This window comes from Pseudomonas sp. HY7a-MNA-CIBAN-0227 (assembly GCF_040310325.1).
Lineage (GTDB): Bacteria > Pseudomonadota > Gammaproteobacteria > Pseudomonadales > Pseudomonadaceae > Aquipseudomonas.
Genome location: NZ_JBEOPT010000003.1, coordinates 418,665 through 434,606, shown reverse-complemented (window position 1 = coordinate 434,606; position 15,942 = coordinate 418,665). Strand labels below are relative to the sequence as shown.

Annotated in this window: 13 protein-coding genes and 1 pseudogene; 6 read left to right on the top strand and 8 right to left on the bottom strand. The window is 49.5% G+C overall.

Annotated elements, in window-relative coordinates; genetic code table 11:
* Nucleotides 1-609: 609 nt before the first annotated feature.
* Entirely contained in the window at nucleotides 610-1,650 is a 1,041-nt protein-coding gene (locus AAEZ06_RS08100) for a hypothetical protein (RefSeq protein WP_198822264.1), read from the bottom strand.
* 221 nt (nucleotides 1,651-1,871) lie between these two features.
* Between AAEZ06_RS08100 and AAEZ06_RS08095 the strand changes: the two are divergent.
* Nucleotides 1,872-2,396 (top strand): annotated as a pseudogene (locus AAEZ06_RS08095) (ATP-binding protein); the annotation flags it as partial.
* Between the two features lie 492 nt (nucleotides 2,397-2,888).
* Here the strand turns inward: AAEZ06_RS08095 and AAEZ06_RS08090 are convergent.
* From AAEZ06_RS08090 to AAEZ06_RS08080, 3 genes are all read right to left on the bottom strand, one after another.
* Nucleotides 2,889-3,353 carry a DUF411 domain-containing protein gene (locus tag AAEZ06_RS08090; RefSeq protein WP_153326417.1) on the bottom strand — a complete coding sequence of 155 codons (465 nt, stop codon included), beginning with the start codon at nucleotides 3,351-3,353 and terminating at the stop codon, nucleotides 2,889-2,891.
* A 155-nt stretch (nucleotides 3,354-3,508) separates the two neighbouring features.
* Entirely contained in the window at nucleotides 3,509-4,927 is a 1,419-nt protein-coding gene (locus AAEZ06_RS08085; RefSeq protein WP_153326419.1) for a heavy metal sensor histidine kinase, read from the bottom strand.
* On the bottom strand, nucleotides 4,924-5,598 hold the full coding sequence (locus tag AAEZ06_RS08080; RefSeq protein WP_153326421.1) for a heavy metal response regulator transcription factor: 675 nt from the start codon (nucleotides 5,596-5,598) through the stop codon (nucleotides 4,924-4,926). Before AAEZ06_RS08080 ends, AAEZ06_RS08085 begins: the two co-directional genes overlap by 4 nt.
* A gap of 310 nt (nucleotides 5,599-5,908) precedes the next feature.
* Between AAEZ06_RS08080 and AAEZ06_RS08075 the strand changes: the two genes are divergently transcribed.
* The 5 genes from AAEZ06_RS08075 (at nucleotide 5,909) to AAEZ06_RS08055 (ending at nucleotide 11,892) form a co-directional block, all read left to right on the top strand.
* A protein-coding gene (locus tag AAEZ06_RS08075; protein ID WP_104502081.1) for an IS3 family transposase occupies nucleotides 5,909-7,059 on the top strand; the annotation gives its coding sequence in 2 pieces (ribosomal slippage) (nucleotides 5,909-6,143 and nucleotides 6,143-7,059; 1,152 coding nt in all).
* 321 nt (nucleotides 7,060-7,380) lie between these two features.
* Nucleotides 7,381-8,286, top strand: coding sequence for a cation diffusion facilitator family transporter (locus AAEZ06_RS08070; protein WP_026136732.1), 906 nt, complete (start codon nucleotides 7,381-7,383; stop codon nucleotides 8,284-8,286).
* A 567-nt stretch (nucleotides 8,287-8,853) separates the two neighbouring features.
* Complete coding sequence (locus tag AAEZ06_RS08065; RefSeq protein WP_017736210.1) at nucleotides 8,854-9,528, top strand: heavy metal response regulator transcription factor; 675 nt, start codon at nucleotides 8,854-8,856, stop codon at nucleotides 9,526-9,528.
* Nucleotides 9,525-10,943: a heavy metal sensor histidine kinase gene (locus tag AAEZ06_RS08060; protein WP_090409099.1), complete on the top strand. Its 1,419-nt coding sequence runs from the start codon at nucleotides 9,525-9,527 to the stop codon at nucleotides 10,941-10,943. Before AAEZ06_RS08065 ends, AAEZ06_RS08060 begins: the two co-directional genes overlap by 4 nt.
* Before the next feature lie 736 nt (nucleotides 10,944-11,679).
* Nucleotides 11,680-11,892 carry a hypothetical protein gene (locus tag AAEZ06_RS08055; RefSeq protein WP_322234660.1) on the top strand — a complete coding sequence of 71 codons (213 nt, stop codon included), beginning with the start codon at nucleotides 11,680-11,682 and terminating at the stop codon, nucleotides 11,890-11,892.
* A 240-nt stretch (nucleotides 11,893-12,132) separates the two neighbouring features.
* On the opposite strand, the gene AAEZ06_RS08050 is transcribed toward AAEZ06_RS08055, so the two are convergent.
* From AAEZ06_RS08050 to AAEZ06_RS08035, 4 genes are all read right to left on the bottom strand, one after another.
* Nucleotides 12,133-13,533 (bottom strand): ArnT family glycosyltransferase, encoded by a 1,401-nt coding sequence (locus AAEZ06_RS08050; protein ID WP_153326453.1) that lies wholly within the window; start codon nucleotides 13,531-13,533, stop codon nucleotides 12,133-12,135.
* On the bottom strand, nucleotides 13,527-14,510 hold the full coding sequence (locus AAEZ06_RS08045; RefSeq protein ID WP_090409093.1) for a glycosyltransferase family 2 protein: 984 nt from the start codon (nucleotides 14,508-14,510) through the stop codon (nucleotides 13,527-13,529). Before AAEZ06_RS08045 ends, AAEZ06_RS08050 begins: the two co-directional genes overlap by 7 nt.
* Nucleotides 14,476-14,895, bottom strand: coding sequence for a GtrA family protein (locus tag AAEZ06_RS08040; RefSeq protein WP_090409089.1), 420 nt, complete (start codon nucleotides 14,893-14,895; stop codon nucleotides 14,476-14,478). The genes AAEZ06_RS08045 and AAEZ06_RS08040 overlap by 35 nt, the downstream gene beginning before the upstream one ends.
* A gap of 631 nt (nucleotides 14,896-15,526) precedes the next feature.
* On the bottom strand, nucleotides 15,527-15,853 hold the full coding sequence (locus AAEZ06_RS08035; protein WP_017736204.1) for a DUF2790 domain-containing protein: 327 nt from the start codon (nucleotides 15,851-15,853) through the stop codon (nucleotides 15,527-15,529).
* Between the last annotated feature and the right edge of the window lie 89 nt (nucleotides 15,854-15,942).

Genomic DNA, 15,942 nt, shown 5'->3' with positions numbered 1-15,942 from the left:
GTTGTTTGGTCATCTGACACCTCGATCTGGCGAGCATTCTCGCCTAAAAGGGTGTCCGGTTTCATTAGACCACTACAACGGTTGATCCAATCGGGAAAGGCAACGGAGCCCCTTTTGATGGTGCATCACCCTGAAACGCTGCCCAAAACTCATCTTTGCTGTTTTGATAGCAATGCTTAGACGTTGGGCAGCATGAGCTAAAAGGCTTTCGGTAGAGTAAGTGGAGGGGGGTATGGTCGAGGTCATTGGAGTCGGTCACCGGTCGTATGCGAAAGGTGAAATAAAGCGCCAGAAATTCAAACGATCCTATTCATAGGCCTTTGCGTCTCCTAAAAACGCTTACTACGACCCTCAGGAAAAGCGCCAAATGCTCTAATAGCGCAGGGAAGCTATGCATTGATATTTCTCCTTCATTTGAGTGTCTATTGGGGAATTGCACCGTACCTGACCACCTGTTTGCATCAGCACTGACCAGTCGTTTGCATTGGATGTGACCAGCCGTTTGCATTGGACTTGACCAAAAGCTTCTATCAGACTGTAGGTACGCATCGGTGTTAAGGGGGGTATGAAATAGTCGGTCGATTGTCGGAATGCCCAGCCTGAGATCATTTAAAACAACTTTACGGGCGGCATTACCTGTCGCGTGCCGTCGAGTATGCACTTCCAACCCCATGTCCTGAGCGCGGACATCTTCTTGAACTCTTCAATCAGGTCAACCGTGATGTCACCAACATCCGTCCTCAGCGCAAATTGCGGGCGCATAGCATGCATAACGTCCACCCCCATATCCCCGCCAAGCAGTTTGAGCATGACTTTTGCGCGTGGCTTCCACGGCAGGCATTTACCGCGCCGTTGCGGATGCTGGTAAACCATCGTGTTTAGATGGGCTGACGCGTGGATGTAGTCAGTGCTAGTCATACATACCTGCAAGTGACCAGGCGCTCCCAGAGGTAGCACGTTCATAGCAAGCCAATCGATCAGGCCGACGGCAACACCTCGTGCCTGTAGCTCCATCGCTAGCATTAGAAGGACTCTGTGCAGAGAGCTCGTCGCTTTCATCGCGAAGGCTCGCTTACCCAGATGATCCGCTTCTATTACCAAAGCCATCAGTGCTGACAGGGAATCAAGACTCGCTCTACGTTCGAGTTTTTCGAGCAAAAGCTGAGTAGTTGGTTCGCGTCGTGGACTGTCCCAAAAAATGTCGCTGCCATCGCCGAACAGTACCAGCTGGATCTCTGTGCTTAGCGACCTGAAGTAGTCGTCGCAATCAATTCTTTCTTTCTTGATGACCTGCCTCATCAACGCCCACAGCGGATGATGCAAATCCCGTGTCGATCCTGGTGCCAATAGCTCAACCCTGTTCAAGGTCTTGGCCTTGGGCGTAATTAGATTTTGTTCATACCTCGACCACTTGCTTCGGTAATGCCGGATCGTGCCGTTGGTATTTCTTCGAAATGACTCTGGTTCAAAATGAAGCTCTAGAGCGTAGGAAGTTTTGAGCCCTGTTCTCTGCCTCAACCCTTCAAACCAATAACTGAGAGAGAGCATTTCGACGGTATTGCTCCTGGGATTACTATTTTCCGGAATGTCCTCGCGCAAGCTATCTGCGAAGTCCGAATAGATTTGTTCAATTCTTTTAAAATCAGACATTTGAAAATCCTTGGCTGACTTCTGTACCGTAAAAAATGTAGAAGTCTTACGGCTGGAGCGCAAGGAGACGGTTTATTACTATTAACTGTGACCGAACCGGACATTAAGTGCGATGCGTGAACCCGACCAGATCCAAATCCTAGCGTCCGAGTTAGAGCTCGACCTCAAGCATCGGTATGGCCTGATGGTGGGTGGAAGCGCGCTGTGGAGAGAACTGGGGTAGCATTGAATTCAAAGCGTCTCGTGGAATAGACCGAAACACCGTCATGACCTTAGGAGAGTGCGAATGGCTAGCGCGACGTCAGAACGAGATCATCACCGGCGCTACAGGAACGGGAAAAACCTGGCTCGCCTGCGCACTTGGCAACCAGGCTTGTCGTCTCGGACGACCAACGCTGTATCGCACCGCCACCAAGCTTTTTGAAGAAATATCGTTTTCTTATGCCGACCACACCATGCCGAAGCTGCGCCGACAATTGATACGCGCGGAGTTGCTGATTATCGATGATCTAGGTATCGGGGGCATCGATGATCAGTTAGGCCCGTTTCTCCTGGACGTAATCGACCAGCAGTCACAAAACGGATCATTGTTGATCACTAGCCAGTATCCAAAAGAGAAGTGGTACGACTTGTTCTACGACCCAACGATTGCCGATGCGATTCTTGACCGAATCGTCCACAAGTCTCACGTCATCGAATTAAAAGGAGAATCGATGCAGCGGGGTAAAAAGCCTAAACGCAATTAGGAAATTCCTGCACGAGTCTCGGATGGTCAACGGGCGTGCAACTGGTCAGATCGGATGCAGATAGTTGGTCAAATGAAATGCAATCGCTGGTTTTTATAAGACTTCTTTCAAATGTAGTCGAGTCCATTTGCCGGGCTGCGTCTGATCGAGACTTAGCTGCTAACTTTTCTATCACAACGGTTAGGGCCACCTTGAACACTACCAACGGAGAGTTCTATAGGCTCGCCTTCGCGCTGCTATCCGAACTGATAGAACCATTGGCAAGCTCCTTGCTGGCGATCAGCTTTGAGCAAAAGCGTCCACTCACCGGGTGAATGAGGTATGCGTTTCCCTCACTGCGGATACTTGTCAATTTTTCGTCTTGTCGAGGCTCATGGGGTGCCTTAATGCAGAGGATGTAGGGGAAGAGAGTCTTGAATCTTCCCAATGTAACCGGTCAGCCAAATCACCTGGCGGAGAAGCTGTTATCGCTGCTACGATGCGGAAACATTGTCATTGTGATGGGTAATCCGCCAGAACGACTTCATCTCCAGATTTCTTCAGGCCCATGATTTGATAGGCGCTTCGACGTCCGCCTGATTCCATTCCCGGCGACCCCACAGGCATTCCGGGCGCAGCAGCGCCGATCAGATCCGAGCGTTTGGTGAGTTCTGCAATCTGCTCCACTGGCACGTGACCGTCAACAAACCTGCCGTTTACCACACCTGTGTGGCATGACCCGAGGTTGGCAGGTACACCCAGTTTTTCTTTCACGGCACTCATGTTTTCTTCTTCATGATCCCTCACGGTGTAACCTTTATCCTTTAAATAAGAAATCCACTTGGTGCAGCAACTACAGTTCGGATCTCGATACACATCTATCGATTTTCCGGCATCGGCCCGCAGTTCGGCAGAGAAACCTATCGCCATAGCAATCGATGCAGCAAGGCCGGCATTTTTGAAGAGGTTGAGGGGCATGGCGATTGTGACTCTTGGGGAGGTGAAGGGCATTTTTAAAAGCTTTGGCGGTGACGTTGGCAAAAATCAGATGTCACTGCAAATCTAGTATGTAACTAGATATAAAGGGGTCTAACCTAAGATTTTACAACGTATTCATCCTTTGTCCTGAAATTTCAGGGAGCCGCACGTGCCCGCTTTGGCCAGACCGTCTTAGGAAAAATAAGGCTGAACGTCGTGATGGTTCCTAGCATGCTTTCAACCGCGACACGCCCCCCATGCAGGCTCATGATCGAGCGGACGATCGCGAGTCCCAACCCTGTCCCCCCTTGCTGACGAGCACGGCTGGCATGAACCCGGTAGAAACGATCAAAAACGCGAGGCAGGTGAACTGCTTCAATGCCCTCACCTAAATTGCGTACGTCAAGGCACACTTCGTCCCCGCGCATGTCCAGGGAAATAGTGATGGCGCTGCCGGGGACGCCGTGTCTAATGGCGTTGGACAGCAAGTTTGAGATGGCTCGCTGAATCATGAGCCGATCTCCTTGGGTCTGTGCTGTGCCCTCAACCAATAACTCCATATCTTTCTCGTCGGCTGCCAGTGAGAACAGTTCAGCAACCTTTTCGGCCTCTTCTTTCAAATCAATGGTGGTAAAGGCAATCGGTGCCTGCGGTTGGCTGACACTTGCGAGGAAAAGCATCTGAGACACCATGCGCGACAGTCGCTCAAGTTCTTCTGTACAGGATTCAAGAACCCGTTTGTACTCTGCTGGCGGGCGCTCCCTAGATAAGGTGACTTGCGCTTTGCCCATGAGGTTGTTCATTGGAGATCGAAGTTCGTGGGCCAAGTCGTCTGAAAACTGGGCGAGCTGTTGCACATCTCCATCCAGCCGGTGAAGCATGAAATTGACGGCATGGGCCAAGTCCCGCAACTCATCCGGCAGATTGGTCACTTTCATTCGATGGGAAAGATCCCTCGCGGATACGCGCTCAGCCACCTTGCGAAAAGCTCGGAGTGGTTTTAATCCACGATGGACAATTAACCAAGCGCACCCGCCCACCAGCAGCAGGATAAAAGGTAACGCGATGATCGTGGATTTGACGTAAGCGTTGAGGAGTGCGGCATCGCTCTTTCTATCAAGCGACAGCATGACCAGGACGGTTTGATCGTTTTTAAGCCTTACCAGTTTATGAGCCATCAAAACCTCAAACCCCTCGGGCGATTTGAATTGCTCAAAATCAGGAGAACCTAAGCTCGCTATGACCCGTGGAAGCTCCAGGTTTTCGTTGTTTCCAAGGTTCAATAAACGCCTTCGAGGAACGCTTGAATCCAGGATAGTCAGGGTAAAGTTATCGTGCCCGATGATCTGATCGCGAAGATTATGTGGATGCAGCACGATATCGGCTGCAGTGATCGAACTCTCAGCCAAGCTGTGTTCGATCTGCTGAAGCTTTTCCCCTAGCCCGTCCTTCGCGCGTAGATCAAGCTGATGTGCGATGGTGGCATAGGCAAACGCCGCCATTACCAGCACCAAGAAAGCGCTCATTGCCGTGACCGTTAACCCTAACCTCATGGACAGGCGTGTCGGCCTCATTCGCGAGCTTCCAGTACATAGCCGACACCACGTAGGGTGTGGATCAGCTTGTGCTCGAAGGGGTCGTCAATCTTTGCGCGAAGCCGTCGAATCGAAACCTCAACCACATTGGTGTCGCAATCGAAATTCATGTCCCACACAAGTGAGATGATTTGGGTACGCGACATTACCTCTCCGCTATGACGCATCAGCAGGTGAAGGAGAGCAAATTCCTTCGTCGTCAGATCGATTCGTTGGGTGCCTCGAAAGGCTCTATGGCGCCCCTGATCCAACTCAAGATCGCCGACGCGTAACACTTCTGGTAAGCCAGTTTGCTCACTGCGGCGCATGAGGGTGCGAACCCGTGCAAGGAGCTCAGGAAACTCAAAAGGCTTTACCAGATAATCGTCTGCGCCCATCTCCAATCCCCTAACTTTCTCATCAAGGCGACCTCTGGCGGTGACCATCATCACTCTCGTATTATTGGTCTTCCGGAGTTGTGACAGTACTTCCCAGCCCTCCATTTCGGGCAAGTTAACATCCAGTATCACAATGTCATATGCTTGATGTTGTGCCAGGTGTAGCCCATCTAGACCCGTGTTTGCAATATCGACAATATAGCCGCTCTCCGTTAAACCTTGGTGCATGTACTCGGCAGTTTTCGGCTCGTCCTCTACAACAAGGATTCGCATATCATTGATTCCCGTCTTAATGTCGGTTACTTAAATACGCTGTTATTTTCATATATATGCGCTATTTGAATTAGTTTTCACAGTCCGTTCATCTCAGAGTATTCTCAACGCTGTAGTAGCTACAGGGTCAAGCTTTTCTCGATAAATACCAAGCTCATAGCCCTTATGGCGACGATTTGTCGCAGTGTTTTTCTGGGTCTGATTGCCTAAAAAAAGCAAGTTCTAAGTTATTGCAATTTATGTCGGACTGAATCGCCCCTAGTTTCGTAGACACCTCCAAGCCTTAAAATGAGGCCCATTAGGAGGTGCCATGAGCAACCAGCGTTATCCCGAAGAATTCAAAATCCAGGCGGTCAAGCAAGTGACCGAAAAGCAGCTTCCTGTCTCGGAGGTGGCTGCACGATTGGGTGTGTCCGTGCACAGCCTCTATGCCTGGGTTAAGCGCTACACCAAGCCCCAGGAACAGCGCGTCGAGGAGGATGATCAGAGCGCTGAGGTTCGTCGTCTACGTGCCGAGCTGAAACGGGTGACGGAGGAGCGAGACATCTTAAAAAAGGCCGCCGCGTACTTTGCCAAGGAGTGCGGCTGAAGTACGCCTTTATTAAGCAGCAAGCGGGTCATTACGCGATTCGACGCCTTTGCCTGACACTCAAGGTTCATCCCAGCGGCTATTACGCGTGGCTATCAGAACCAAAATCTGCGCGGGCCAAGGACGATCAGCGACTGCTTGGGTTGATCAAACACTCCTGGCTGGAAAGCGGTGGTGTTTATGGCTATCGCAAGATCCATGATGACCTGCGAGAGGTTGGAGAGAGCTGTGGCCGTCACCGGGTGGCTAGGTTGATGCGCCTTGAAGGGCTACGTTCTCAGACTGGGTATCGACGAAGGCCGGGGAAATATGGCGGTAAACCAGCCGTTGCCTCACCGAACTTACTGAAGCGCCAATTCGATGTCAGAGAACCCAACAAAGTCTGGGTCACAGACATTACCTACATCCGAACATATGAAGGCTGGCTGTATTTGGCCGTGGTGCTCGATCTGTTTTCACGCCAGATCATTGGTTGGTCAATGAAGTCGCAGATGACCAGCGACGTCGCCATTGATGCACTGCTGATGGCGGTTTGGAGACGCAAGCCGAAGCAAGAGGTGATGATCCACTCGGATCAAGGAAGTCAGTACAGTAGCTCAGACTGGCGAAGCTTCTTGAAAGCTAACAACCTGGTAGCCAGCATGAGTCGTCGAGGTAACTGCCACGACAATGCTGTGGCGGAGAGCTTTTTCCAGTTGCTAAAGCGGGAACGGATCAAGCGTAAAATCTACACTACACGCCAGGATGCTCGGGATGATGTGTTCGATTACATCGAGATGTTTTACAACCCAAAACGACGCCACAGTTTCAACAATCAGCTGTCACCGGTAGAGTTTGAAAAGCGTTACGCAGCGAGCCTGGAGAGTGTCTAGGAAACCCGGGGCGATTCACTCATAACGACACGATGACCGCGTAATTACAATCCCGACAGAATCCCGCCTAGACCTTTTGATTTCGCCTGAGTCGCCTTATGATCAAAATCAGTAGCAATCTACCACTTGAAACGTAGCCACCGTTTAGCATGGCGCTTAAAACTCAGCATTCGTAAAGTCGTTATTTTATCCTATACCTGACCAAAATATGATTTTTTCTAAAAGTCGGCGAACAGAATACTTAATTAAGCTATATTTAGGAAACACGTAGCTCCATAGCAGGGCAAGTGTGCGTCCTCTACGTTACGGAAGGAGAAGTATGTGGCATCTAATCACTCTCATGGCGCTGCAGCGCTAAGTGAAGGTCACCAGAAAAAGCTAGTCATGGCACTGGCCTTGACAGGCAGCTTCATGATTGCTGAAGTGATCGGAGCATGGATTACTGGCAGCTTAGCATTGCTGTCCGACGCGTCGCATATGCTTACAGATACTGCCGCCCTGATGATTTCGTTGATTGCGCTTCAAATAGCCAAGCGGCCAGCAGATCAGAAACGAACTTTTGGCTATGCTCGCCTGGAAATTTTAGCATCTACATTCAACGCCCTATTGCTCTTCATGGTGGCTATTTACATTTTGTACGAAGCTTATCAACGCTTCCTAATACCTTCTGAGATCGCAACCGGCGCGATGATGTGGATCGCTATTGGGGGCCTTGTTGTAAATCTGATATCGATGCGCTTGCTCTCCTCAGCGAGTAATGAAAGTCTGAATGTCAAGGGAGCCTATCTCGAAGTTTGGAGCGACATGCTTGGGTCATTGGGCGTGATAATTGCCGCACTTATAATCCGGTTTACGGGTTGGAGTTGGATCGATACGGTCGTCGCCGTAGCGATCGGAGTATGGGTGCTGCCGCGCACTTGGCAGCTAATGCGCGAGAGTTTGGGAATCCTTATGGAAGGGGTTCCTGGCGGCCTCAACATTAAGGAGATCGAGTCGACGATTCTACGTGTCGATGGTGTCACAGACGTTCATGATCTACATGTTTGGGCTGTAAGTAGCGGTCGCAACGTACTGACGTCGCACGTTGTAGTTCGCGACTCAGTAGATCGAGATGCTGCGCTAGCAGATGTAATCAATGCGGTAAGTCATGCGTTCGACATTCACCATTGCACAATTCAAATGGAGAATACGGACTTCCATAAGGACACTCCAATTCCTCCACACTAGTCAACCTAGAAAAATTAAATCGTAGGATTAATATTGAAGGCGTCAGCACCAAAAATTTAGATTAATTTTGGCTCATTACTTAGCGTCGAGAGACAGGTCAATTAAAAATTATTTTATTGTCACGTTGCGTTAGCAACAATGCCACCAGCTGAAGGTTACAAAACTAAAATATTGGCACGTTAACCAGGAATATAATTTTTACTCGGATCGATTGATGCCAAATCACAATGGAACTGACCAAAAAAATATCCAGCGGCTCTCGAGCAGAATAGTCTGGTGCATCCGCCAGTCGTGGCAGTGCTCAACTACCTGATTCATCAAAGCTATGCTGCACCAATAATTTAAATCGCCACAACTTTCAGTGGCCTTGCGATCAAATTAAAAATTTGTAATTTTTCGCCAAAACCCACTATTTCGCGTTAATATTCGAGCATCCTGAGTTGATCACGGCGTATTGATATAGGTAGAAATCACCACATGCCAAGCACGCAGAGAAACTTTAAACTGGCCTTAAATCACGATCAGGGAGAGCTCGGCCCCCTCCTTACTCACACCTTGAGATAAGTTATGCGCGTACTAGTTGTGGAAGACGAGATTAAAACCGCGGAATATATTCAGCAGGGTCTATCCGAAAGCGGGTACGTCGTAGACATTGTACACAATGGTGTTGATGCTCTTCACTTGTTCAATACGATTGTTTATTCGCTCGTACTCCTAGATGTGAACCTCCCGGGCATCGATGGTTGGGACCTCTTGGAAACTATCAGAAAAACTAGCCGGGTTCGCATCATCATGCTGACTGCCCGCGGACGCATTAATGACAAGCTTAGGGGCTTGGATGGTGGTGCAGATGATTATCTCGTCAAGCCCTTTGAGTTCCCCGAATTGCTTGCTCGCATCCGGTCACTGCAAAGGCGTGGCGATGAGCTTGTCGAGAAGAGCACACTTATAGTTGCGGATTTGGAATTGGATTCCTTGCGCCATAGAGTATGCCGAGGAGCGACACGCATTGATCTCACCACAAAGGAATTTGCTCTCCTGCACCTACTAATGAGCAGAACAGGCGAAGCGCTTGCCCGTTCGCAAATAATCTCGTTGGTCTGGGACGTAAATTTTGACTGCGATACTAACGTCATTGATGTCGCCATCCGGAGATTGCGCTCAAAAATTGATGATCCATTTGAGACCAAGCTCATACACACACTTCGAGGCGTCGGATACGTGTTGGAGGAGCGTACATGAGGCCTTTCAGCCTCGCTGTGAAGGTGGGATTCAAAGTTGGACTGATGAGTGCGGCGTTGCTGCTTCTTTTCGCCACCTTCGGTTATCTGATGGTGAGCCAAGCTCTTGAGAGAAACGCCCGAACCGACCTCGAAGTGAAAATGGCAGGCATGGCTCACAACCTTTCCGCAATCACTGCTATTTCTGGTGTAAATGCAGACGCCCACCAGCTTGTTGACTTGGTCATGGGGCATAACAATCTTTACGTCAGCATCTTCGAATCGACACAAACTCTAACTCCATTGCTCTCGATAGGCTCGAAGCAAGTCAACATGGAAGTGCACAAATTCCAGCCTACCGAACAGGCGGAGCAGCGAGAGTGGCGCGACTCGACGGGCCGCCCGCTAATGAGCGCCTCACGAGTCATGCGCTTAGGCGATGGAACCGAAGTTAGTGTATTCATGACCATGGACCAGTCATCTAACCATGCCCTTCTTGATGCGTTGCTCACCTGGGCATTAATGGTGTCGCCTCTTATTCTCATGCTGATCTTGGCAATTGGGTGGTGGACTGTACGCAGAGGACTGCTCCCCCTCACCAAGTTCCTGAAGGTCGCCTCAAGGATTTCCACCGAGAGCCTTGAGCATCGCCTTCCAACAAAGGGGATGCCGGCAGAACTTAAGAATCTCGCCGATGGAATTAACATCATGCTGATGCGTTTAGACGACGGAGTTCAGCAGCTTTCGCAGTTCTCTGACGACCTTGCTCACGAACTGCGGGCACCACTGTCTAACCTGATGGGTAAAGCTCAGGTCGCGTTAACTCGGGAACGATCCCTCCCTGAGTATAGAGAGGTCCTAGAGTCGTGCACTGAAGAGCTACATCGCATGAGCCGGATGGTTTCCGACATGCTATTCCTAGCCCAAGTCAGCCACCCAGCGTCAATGGTAGAGTTCGAAAGCGTATCTCTAATCGACGAAACTCAGCGGGTCTGCGATCTGTTCAGCATTTCGGCCGAAGAAGGTGAGATACAGCTCCAGATCGCAGGAAGTGGAGACGTGGTGCATGGTAATCAGATAATGATTCAGCGAGCCGTCTCGAACCTGGTCTCGAACGCGATCCGCTACTGCCCTCGTGGTCGGACGGTTTACGTGAAGGTTCAACGTGGTGCTGACGGCGCTACATTGAGTGTTGGCAATCCGGGACGTGGGATCGCCAAGGAACACCACGCGCATTTGTTCGAGCGATTTTACCGGGTGGACAAAAGTCGAGCACGAAGCGAGGGTGGCACCGGTCTTGGCTTAGCTATCGTTCAGTCAATCATGATTTTGCATCAGGGTTCGGCAAGCGTGGAAGTTACGGATCAGAATTTCACTTGGTTTCACCTTAACTTCCCCGAAGTTCAAATGAAACAACAAGAAATGAAGCCAGCTTAGCTCCGTGTAACGAAGAAGGCCCGGTTATAGATGGGCCCCCTTCGCTCTAGGTGCAGGCGCGAATGCCTGAGACGTAGCCGACGCGTGGGTGCTCAAGGACTCACTGACGTTATGCGAGAAAAAACTCTATCGCCAGAATCCTCACATGGCGCGTAGAAAACCGGCGGGTCTCTGAACTTCAGACCGAATAATTCGCAACCGTTGCTTTTGCATAGCGCTCAACGATCAGAGACCCCGCTACACTCTGCAGAATTTGAAATGCTTCGAACTGTAAGTCGATCTCGACGGCATGAGGCCGCACCTTCTCTCTTGCACCTTCCCCCGGAATATGCGGCGGAGATCGTAAATTCATCGAAAAAAATCAATTGATCTCCCCCGCGACCGCGTCGCGCGCCCTAATGTAAAATGAAAGCTCACTTAGCTGTAAATTGAGTCTTGATGCATGGGCGAAAATCAAAGACTTCTGCCACTCAGGGCTCTAAAACGAACATGATTAGCTCCTTGGCAAGCAAGAAAAGCCTCCAGTGTTAATGCACCGGATATCAAAATTGAAAATTAATAAAAGCCCCAGCTCTTCATCGTCTTTTGTTATCGCCTGGAAGACTTAAACCTTCTCGCCAAGCGTAAAATTACGAAATTGTAATTATTAACTCATCTTGCCGTTAGCTTCGTAATCCTAGACTAGTAACCAACAAAGGATGCTATCAAGGCAGACCTAGTGAATATCGAGGCTTCAATGAAATTCGTAAAATACTTCTCTATTGGCAGCCTGCTAATTGGGCTTACAGGTTTCGCGTTTGCTGAAGATGGTTTCGAGCGAACTAAGCAGTTCAAGGAAAACTTCCGAGCCGAACAGGCTCGCTTGTGGGGCCCTGACTCCTCGGAGCAAGGTAAACAGAAAGTTGCTCAAGAAAAGCAGGAAGAGCGTCAGGAGCAAGCCGACAACTAATAGGCGGTTAGATGTAAAATGACGATTTGTATCGACGAAAAGCCAGATTAATATCTGGCTTTTTCTTACATTTAGTGTTAGCTATTCCAGCGGTGATAGACGGAACTACTCAGATACAGAGATCATCTCTAAGACTTATTGTTCTTATAAATCTGAAATAACGTCACGCTTTGAGTATGTCCTTCATCGGATGATCATTTTCGATTAGAGCCCGCTACGCCATCTGCTGCAAAATCTTCACTATCTTGGCCCAGTATTCTCCCAACGACAAAGAAGCAGTAGGCTTGCGTTCGTTTCGGTAACTCTTACGCAACCTAGGCCTGTAGGCAGATCAGCATTGCTGTCGCGCAAACGCCTGGAAAGATAGAAAAAGCTGTTGCGAGGCCACTCATCAGGATCTTTGATGTTTTCGGACATTCCCCTACTATAAAACTCAGAAGAATACGAACGACGGCCAGGATAGATCAGGGCACCCGATTGAGCCGACTGTGCTTTGAACCAGGCGTCAACCACATCTCGCTGGTTTTGAGGGCGTTCGTCTAGTACTCCAGCGTAAATGATACCTGCGCCCACAATTGGCAGCAGGAAAGCGCTCGCTGCAGCAGCCCGGCTGGTATAAAGGCCGACTTCACTGATTCGCCCTGCAAGAAGCAGCGCCCAGGCGGGTAGAGCCGGGAGCAGATAGGTCCAGAGAATGTTGCCAGAGAACGTGAAGAAGAGAGGCGTGGCCAATGCCCAGAGCCACATATAAGCCTCGAAACGCCGCATCGATGCTCTTCTGCGAATCATTAGAGGCAGGAAAAATGCCCAAGGCAACAGCGACAGACCGAGCTGGATCCAGATGGTGCCATATGGCTTGGCATGTGCACTGCCATATAGGTCCCCAGCCCAATCACTAATTACATATCGGCTCCAGTGTTCACCAACAAAAAAATATTCCATGAACCCAGGCGTCTTTATTTCGGCCGCGACATACCAAGGCACAGAAATACCGAGCATGAGAATAATCCCGGTTACCCACGGAAGCATCATCATCCGATTCCATTCTTTGTGGATGACGATCCAGGCGAATGCCGGCATGCCCATCAACACCAGTGTCAGTGGTCCCTTAGCGAGTAAGCCCAAGCCCAGACCTAAGAACATCAGATAGGCATCCGCTTTGCCTGCACACTTCATCCAACGCCAAAAACCATAGCTAGCAAGCAGTATAGAGAACGACAGAACAGGGTCAGTCAGTACAACACCACTGGATACCAGGCCCAGTGTTGTGCTTGAGAAGATGATGGCTCCCCAAATGCCAGCCCTGCGCGACATCTCCTGGGTCGCGAGCTTAATGATGATAAAGCAGCTTGCTAGGTGAAGTAGCCAAGCTGGAAATCGGGCAGCGAATTCGTTGATACCGAATAACTTCATGCTCGCTGCCTGAGTCCAGAAAGACAGTGGCGGCTTACCCCAAAACGGTACTCCATAATCGAACATTGGGGTAATCCAGTCATTCAGTTCGACCATCTTGCGTGCCATTTCGGCATAGCGTGCTTCGGACGTATCCATCAGGGGATATGCTCCCAGCCCCAGAAGACGTAAAAGCAGAATCGAGATTAGGATCCACAGAAGTATCCGCTCGTTTTTCAAGTTCAGCATTTCTTACTCTCGATCGAGGAAACCGGAGGGTGAATAGTCACGGGGGTTGCTTTGTTATTGCTCTTCAAAAAATAAAGCGGTCGGCGTTTGACTTCCGCGAGCGTCACACCCAAGTACTCGCCCACCATGGCAACCCCCAAGCACATAAATGAAGTCATTCCGAGCAGCAAGTGATGGATGTCGAAGGAGCCTGCCACGAGCGCTGCGAGCAGGAAACAGATACTGGAGACGAAGAAGCCGAAGCTAATGAGGCTGAATATACGCAGCGGCTTTCGAGAGAAACTGAGAACACTTTCAATGGCTAGATTGAACAGCCCAGCGGCGTTCCATTTGGTATTACCCGCATGACGAAAAGTGCGATTGTAGGGTAGCTCTATGGTACGAAAACCCACCCAGCCGATCAGGCTCTTAAGAATTCTGGAGCGTTCGTCTAGCGCTCTCAATGCAGCCAATGGCGCAGGGCCAATCAGACGGAAGTCACTGACATCCGCCGGGAGATCAACTTTCTCCACCAGTCGCTGCATGATCCAGTAGTAACTGCGCGCACTCATGCGCTTTAGCAAGGAATCGCCGGTTCGCAAGTCGCGTTGCATGTTCACAACGTCGTAACCCATCTGCCAGTGGTGCACCATGCTCGTAATGAGTTCAGGCGGGTCCTGCAGGTCCACGTCAATAAAGATCAATGCGCTACCGCGCGCGTGGTCGATGCCTGCACTTAACGCAGCCTCTTTGCCGAAGTTTCGGCTCAGGAACAGGCAGCGTACATCAGATCCATCCTGATAGTGGCGAAGTAAGTCTGCAGTACGGTCATTGCTTCCGTCGTCGATATAAAGAATCTCGCACGAGACAGGCAAACACCTTACGACGCGGGTGATGCGCTTGTGAAATTCGGGAATGGTTTGCTCTTCTTGAAAGCAGGGCACCACAATGGTTAACAAAGGATCAGGGCGTTCGGAAAGCCGATGTAATGTCTGCATGATTGAATGTCCAGAAACGGTGTGCGATGAATCCGAGCGCAGTTAGGATTAACGTCACCAATATCTGGGATATAAACGGTGACAGGTCAATTTTAATTAAGACCCACATGCCCATTCCATTACCGAGGTTTGTCGCCAACGAAATCAGCAAAAACCTAATGGGTTGAAGCTTACAATCTCCCTTCGCTATAAAGCAGAGCCTTTTATTACCAACATAGCTAACAAACGCGCCTAAGACGCCTCCGCTAACGCTGGCCAACACTGGATCAGCAAACCCGCTCGCGACCAGTGCAAGGAAAACAGAGTAATGCACTCCCGTTGCAATAGATCCGACCCCTAGATAACGAATAAATAACGCTACAATAGGCAAGTTTTTATTTTCCATCTGCGAAGCTTAAGGAGTTCAAAGTGAAAAAAAAGTGAAAATTACATGTGATTTCAGAGCTGAATAACTTCAACATGACTCGAAAATTACAATTTTGAAAAAAACGGACAATCCATATCACAAGTATAGATACCCCACATTACCCTGCTGCGAGTTGAATGGGTGACCACATAGTAAGTTTGTCTGTCGCAGAGATTATTTAGTGCAGAGAGACTGGGAATCACAATTGTACGCTTCTAGGCTTTCCCACATACCACAAGCTTCCAATTTACTCCACAGGTCGAAGTCTTAGAAATACACTGCCCCAATCATTCGGCCTCGCCAATTTTAGCCGTCTTAATATCAAAATATTCAACAGGTTAAGTACCAAAAGCTCACTCTGAGCAAGCTGCGATCAGGTTAACCTAGGGAAAGTTACTATTGCTGAGCCATCAGGAGGGTCAACCAGATGTTATGAGCTCGATCGTTCTGAATGCAGGTGTTCCAACCAAGTATATTGGCTATAACGTATTAAGGCTTGAGGGCGAGTAGCACCATCGGTGCAACAATGTTTGCCTAGTACCACTCCAGGCGCCTTAAAAAACGCCAGGCATTGCCTGGCGCTTATTAAATGCCTAGCCATTCAAAAAATTCAGCTTTTGTTATTCGGGCATTGCGAGAATACAGAATAGCGAATCGTCTTGAGTTCACCCTGGGGGTCTTCGTAGCTCATCAATCGTGAATAAATCTGGCAAGTACGAGGGTCCTGGGATTGACGTACGAATTTCTCTACATCAATCTTCATACCGTATTTATAGTCGACAATCTCTGGCATAGGCTTGTTATTTTTTTTCGCGTAGGCAGCCACGGCACTTTGGTGCTCCTGGATGTATTCCATCTGCTTCTTCTCGGAAAAAGTAGTGGCTTGCGAAGTCATAGAGCAAAAAACAAGTGCAGCTGCAACAATAAGCTTTTTCATAAGTTTCTCTCGATATCAATGTCACTGGAAGCAACCTTATCAATTCATAGGCATCACCGGCATGACGGAAAACTTACAATTTTGAAAGG